The organism is Streptomyces sp. rh34 (genome assembly GCF_002551245.1).
In the GTDB taxonomy this organism is placed as follows: Bacteria; Actinomycetota; Actinomycetes; order Streptomycetales; family Streptomycetaceae; genus Streptomyces.
This window is the reverse complement of the sequence record NZ_NTGZ01000366.1, coordinates 1-5558: the sequence shown is the minus strand read 5'-3', so window position 1 is coordinate 5558 and position 5558 is coordinate 1. Positions and strand designations below refer to the sequence as shown.

4 protein-coding genes are annotated in these 5558 nt (G+C 71.8%); 1 reads left to right on the top strand and 3 read right to left on the bottom strand.

The features are described 5' to 3' along the window. On the bottom strand, positions 1–246 hold a 246-nt coding region (locus CR470_RS35275), incomplete at its 3' end, for a hypothetical protein (protein WP_097871594.1). Further along, positions 243–1214, bottom strand: coding sequence for an SPFH domain-containing protein (locus CR470_RS35270; RefSeq protein ID WP_097871592.1), 972 nt, complete (start codon positions 1212–1214; stop codon positions 243–245). The genes CR470_RS35275 and CR470_RS35270, both read right to left, overlap by 4 nt. A 239-nt stretch (positions 1215–1453) precedes the next feature. Here CR470_RS35270 and CR470_RS35265 point away from each other — a divergent pair, with 239 nt between their 5' ends. Beyond that, on the top strand, positions 1454–3691 hold the full coding sequence (locus CR470_RS35265) for a transglycosylase domain-containing protein (RefSeq protein ID WP_097871589.1): 2238 nt from the start codon (positions 1454–1456) through the stop codon (positions 3689–3691). A gap of 90 nt (positions 3692–3781) precedes the next feature. Here CR470_RS35265 and CR470_RS35260 read toward each other — a convergent pair. Beyond that, the coding region (locus CR470_RS35260; RefSeq protein WP_107489534.1) for a SpoIIE family protein phosphatase at positions 3782–5558 on the bottom strand (1777 nt) is incomplete at its 5' end.

Genomic DNA, 5558 nt, shown 5'->3' with positions numbered 1-5558 from the left:
CCGCTCAGAGATGTGTATAAGAGACAGCCCCCGGCGGGCGATCGGACGCGCCGCCCCCGGCAGGCGGCCCGCCTCCGCGAGCGCCCGCCGCAGCAGGAACTCGATCTGCGCGTTGGCGCTGCGCAGTTCGTCGGAGGCCCAGCGGGCGAGCGCGTCGTGCACCGCGGGGTCCAGCCGCAGCAGCATCTGCTTGCGCTGCCGCGACCGGGACGCCGGGGTCCGCCGGGGAGGCGTCGGGTCGGTCACTGGTAGAGGGAGCCCGTGTTGAGGACCGGCTGGGCCGCGCGGTCACCGCACAGCACCACCATCAGGTTGCTGACCATGGCCGCCTTCCGCTCGGAGTCCAGCTCCACGATGTCCTGCTCGGCGATCCGGGCCAGGGCCATCTCGACCATGCCCACCGCGCCCTCGACGATCTGCTGGCGGGCCGCGACGACCGCGCCGGCCTGCTGGCGCTGGAGCATGGCGGAGGCGATCTCGGGGGCGTACGCGAGGTGGCTGAAGCGCGACTCGATGATCAGGACGCCCGCGGCCTTCACCCGGGCGGTCAGCTCGACGGCCAGCTTCTCGGTGATCTCCTCCGCGTTGCCCCGCAGGGAGAGGCCGCCCTCCTCGTGGGCGTCGTACGGGTACTCGATGGCGATGTGCCGCACGGCCGCCTCGGTCTGGGTGGCGACGAACTCCCGGAAGTCGTCGACCTCGAAGAGAGCCTGGGCGGTGTCCTCGACCTTCCACACGACGATCGAGGCCAGCTCGATCGGGTTGCCGTAGGCGTCGTTGACCTTGAGGACGGCGGTCTCGTGGTTGCGGACGCGGGTGGAGATCTTGCGGCTGGAGGTCAGCGGGTTGATCCAGCGGAGCCCGTCGGTGCGGATGGTGCCGACGTACCGGCCGAAGAGCTGGATCACCCGGGCCTCGCCCGGAGCGACCATCTTCACACCGCTCATGCAGAAGAACGAGGTGATCACGAGGAGCACCCCGAGGATGAAGAGCGGGATGCCGACCGCGTTGTTGCCGCCCGTCCCGGTCACCACGCCGACGATGGCGAGGCCGATCCCCGCGAACACCCCGACCACGGTCAGGAGCAGGCCGACGCCGCCCGGGATGGAGTGCGCGGTGACCTCCCTGACCTGGGGTGCGGGCAGGTCGGGGGCGTCTATGGCGAGGTCGCCCGCCGGTGCGCCCGGGCGGTGGTCATCGTGCTGTGCGGTCATGGGATCCCCCGTTCGGCGCGGTTTCACGCGCGCTATCAATGTGATTTCACATTAACGGTTTTCGCAACCTTGTCCACCCCTGGGGAGTCGGTTCCTAGGGAAAGGGGTGCTGATTCTCACGTCCGTAAAAGACCGGATCGCTCGTCTTTTGTCCCTGGCGGCGGTGTTAGCTGGCAGGTCTGAGCGAACTGAGGAAACCGAGCGAGCCGGTCGAGCAGAGAAGCGGGAGCAACACACCAATGGGTCGAGCGGATGCGCGACGAGCCCAGGCGCGGGAGTCGCGCCGGGCCCCGAAGAGCGGCGGCATACGCAGACTCTTCACGTGGAAGAAGCTGCTGGGCACGTTCTTCGGGATCGTCCTGCTGGGCATGGGGGCCTTCGGGGCGCTCTACGTGTACGTCGACGTCCCCGCCGCCAACGCCATGGCGGAGCGGCAGAGCAACGTCTACCAGTACAGCGACGGCACGGTCCTCGCCCGGACCGGCAAGGGCGTCAACCGCCAGATCGTCGACCTGGACGAGGTGCCGAAGAAGGTGCAGCACGCCTTCGTCGCCGCCGAGAACAAGTCGTTCTACGACGACGAGGGCGTCGACCTGAAGGGCACCACCCGCGCTCTCCTCAACACCGTCAGCGGCAAGGGCAAGCAGGGTGGCTCGACCATCACCCAGCAGTACGTGAAGAACTTCTACCTGACGCAGGACCCCACCGTGAGCCGGAAGCTCAAGGAACTGGTGATCTCGCTCAAGATCGACCAGGAGAAGTCCAAGGACGAGATCCTCGCCGGGTACATCAACACCGCCTACTACGGACGCGGCGCGAGCGGCATCCAGGCCGCCGCCCAGGCGTACTACGGCATCGACGCCAAGGACCTGGACGTCTCCCAGGGCGCCTACCTCGCCTCCGTCCTCCAGGCCCCCAGCCAGTACGACTGGAACTCCGCCACCGACACCGGCAAGAAGCTGGTCAAGGAGCGCTGGGCCTACACCCTGCGCAACATGGTCGAGATGAAGTGGCTGACCGAGTCCGAGAGGGCCGGCCTGGAGTTCCCCGTCCCCCAGAAGCCCAAGCCCGCGCAGGGCATGGAGGGGCAGGCCGGCTACCTCGTCGAGGCGGCCAACAAGGAGCTGGACAAGCAGGGCGTCTCCGCGGCGGACCGCGACGCGGGCGGCTGGACCTTCACCCTCACCGTCGACAAGAAGCGCCAGAAGGCGCTGGAGAAGGCGGTGGACGACCAGCTGGAGTCCAAGCTCGACCGCGAGGGCAACAAGGTCGACGCCACCGTCCAGGCCGGCGCCACCTCCGTCGACCCGAAGAGCGGCAAGGTCGTCGCCCTGTACGGCGGCGAGGACTACATCAAGCACTACATCAGCAACGCCACCCGCCAGGACTACCAGCCCGCCTCCACCTTCAAGCCGCTGGTGCTCGCCTCGGCCCTGGAGAACGAGTCGAAGACGCAGGACGGCAGCCTGATCGGGCTCAACACGGTGTACGACGGCACCAGCAAGCGGCCCGTCGTCGGCAGCGACACCCCGTTCGCCCCGCAGAACCAGGACGACCGCAGCTACGGTCAGGTCTCCGTCCAGAAGGCCTTGAACAGCTCGGTCAACTCCGTCTTCGCGCAGATGATCGTCGACGTGACGCCCGCCGCCGTGAAGGAGACCGCGCTCGCCCTCGGCGTACCGGACAAGAACTTCCCCGAGCGCCCCGCCGTCACCCTCGGCACCATGAACGCCTCGACCTGGGACATGGCCGGCGTGTACGCCACGCTCGACAACCACGGCCGGAAGGTCACCCCGCACATCCTCCAGTCCGCCGAGCACCGCGACCGCACGGTGAACGCCGAGAAGCCCAAGCGGGAGCAGGTCATCAGCCGCGCCTCGGCCGACACCGTGACCAAGGGGCTCACCGGGGTCGTCGACGCCGGTTCCGGGGGCGCGGCCAACACCCCCGCCTACGACGCGGCGGCCAAGACCGGCACCTCCGAGGACAACAAGTCGGCCTGGTTCGCCGGGTACACCCCGGAGCTGACCACGGTCGTGGCCCTCTTCGGCGAGGGCGACGGCGGCCGCAAGCAGGTCTCCCTGACCGGTACGGCCAACTCCGGCCGCGCCAGCGGCAGCGGCTTCCCGGCCAGGATCTGGGCCGACTACACCCTCGGCGCCCTCGGCGGCGGGTCCGGCAAGACGTTCGACCTCCAGGACGTGGAGCGCGGCGAGGTGCCCGCCCCGCCGACACCTTCCGGGACGCCCTCCGAGGAGTCCACCCCGTCCGAGAAGCCGTCCCCGTCGGACAGGCCCTCCGAGACGCCGAGCGAGACGCCCAGCGACACCCCGTCGTCGTCGACGCCACCGTCCCCGCCGCCCAGCAGCACGCCCAGCACCCAGCCCCCCACGAGCCCGGAGGTGCCGCCCCAGCCCGGGGACGACGACGGCCAGCCGGGCGAACGGCCGGGCGGCAACGGACTGCTCGGCGAGTGAGCCACTGACGGCATGACGCCATGCGTGTGGGGGCGGGCCTCCGGGCCCGCCCCCACACGCATGGCGTCGGCCGACGCGCGACGGGCGCGGCTACTGCCCCCGGGTCGCCATCTCGAACCAGACGACCTTGCCCGTCGACAGACGCGTCGCCCCCCACCGCCGGGCCAGCCGGTTGACCAGGAACAGCCCGCGCCCGCCCTCGTCCGTCTCCCGCGCCCGGCGCTGCCGGGGCAGCTGCGGGGAGTCGTCGCCGACCTCGCAGCGCAGGATGTCGGTCCGCAGCAGCCGCAGCGTCACCGGCCGCTCCGCATAGCGCACGGCATTGGTGACGACCTCGCTGACCAGCAGCTCCACCTCGTCGGCCAGATCGTCCAGACCCCAGCGGCTCAGCGCCCGCCGGGCCAGCCGGCGGGCCCGGCCCGGAGCCGCGTCCTCCGGCTCCAGGTACCAGTACGCCACATCGCTCGGCGCGATCCCGTCGAAGCGGGCGGCGAGCAGCGCGATGTCGTCGTCCCGGTCGCCCGGCCCGAGCATGTCCAGCACGTCGTCGCACAGGGCCTCCAGCGGCGGCGAGTGGTCCGGGCCGGTGAGCTGCGCGGTCGCCGCGAGGCGCTCCCGCAGCTGCTCGATGCCCGTCCACACGTCCCGCAGCCGCGACTCCACCAGACCGTCGGTGTAGAGGAGCAGCGTGGCGCCGGCCGGGGCGTCCAGCTCGACGGCCTCGAAGTCGACGCCGCCCACCCCGATCGGTGCCCCCGGCGGCACCACCAGCACCTCGGCCCGCCCGCCCAGATGGAGCAGCACGGGCGGCGGGTGTCCGGCGTTGGCGATGGTGATCCGGTGCGCGACCGGATCGTAGACCGCGTACAGGCAGGTCGCCATCCGGTCGCTGCCGAGGCGCTGCGCCTGCTCGTCCAGGTGGTGCAGGACCTCCTGCGGCGGCAGGTCGAGCTGCGCCAGGGTCTGCGCCGTCGTCCGGAGCTGGCCCATGATCGCCGCCGAGGTCATGGAGTGGCCCATCACATCGCCGACGACCAGCGCGACCCGGCTGCCGGGCAGCGGGATCGCGTCGTACCAGTCGCCGCCGACCCGGGCCGTCTCGGCCGCCGGGAGGTAGCGCGAGGCGAGCCGGACGCCGGTGGGCTGGGGGAGCGAGTCGGGCAGCATCGTGCGCTGCAGCTCGTCGGCGATGTAGGCCTCGCGCCCGTACAGCACGGCCTTGTCGATGCCGAGCGCGGTGTGGGTCGCCAGTTGCGCCGCGACCAGCAGATCACTGGCCTCGAACGGGGTGCGTTCGGTGCCGCGCACGAACACCGCGGCGCCGATGACCCGGCGCCGGCCGCGCAGCGGGGCGAGGATCGCCCGGTGCCCGGTGGGGACGGACCGGCCGGGGCCGAGCAGCTCCGGCAGGGCGGCCCGCGCCGCCGCGGAGTCGCCGAAGACCGGCCGCACCCCGCGCAGCACCTCGGCCAGCGCCCCGCCCGCCCGCACCTCGCACAGCTCGGCGGCGGGCATCAGGTCGGCCTGCGGGTCGAGGATCAGCGGACGCAGCCGCTCGGTCTCGGAGCCGGACGCCTCGCCGCCCTCCTCGTCGCTGACGCGCAGCCGGTCGCTGCGGCGCAGCCGCAGGACGAACGGGCTGACCGGGCGCTCGTCGCCCACCGGCAGCGGGTCGCGGAGGTAGACCAGGATCGCGTCGGAGAACGTCGGCACGCTGGCCCGGCACAGGCCGAGGACGATCTCGTCCAGGTCTATGCCCCGGGCGATCCGCCGGGTCGCCGCGCCGACGAAGCGCAGCCGGTCGCCCTCGCGGCGGGTGGCCGCCTGCGCGTCGGCGACGGCGGCCGCTCCGGGACCCGGGTTCGGC

Coding starts and splice junctions, on each gene's coding strand:
- CR470_RS35270 (WP_097871592.1), bottom strand. CDS start 1,214: ATGACCGCACAGCACGATGACCACCGCCCGGGCGCACCGGCGGGCGAC.
- CR470_RS35265 (WP_097871589.1), top strand. CDS start 1,454: ATGGGTCGAGCGGATGCGCGACGAGCCCAGGCGCGGGAGTCGCGCCGG.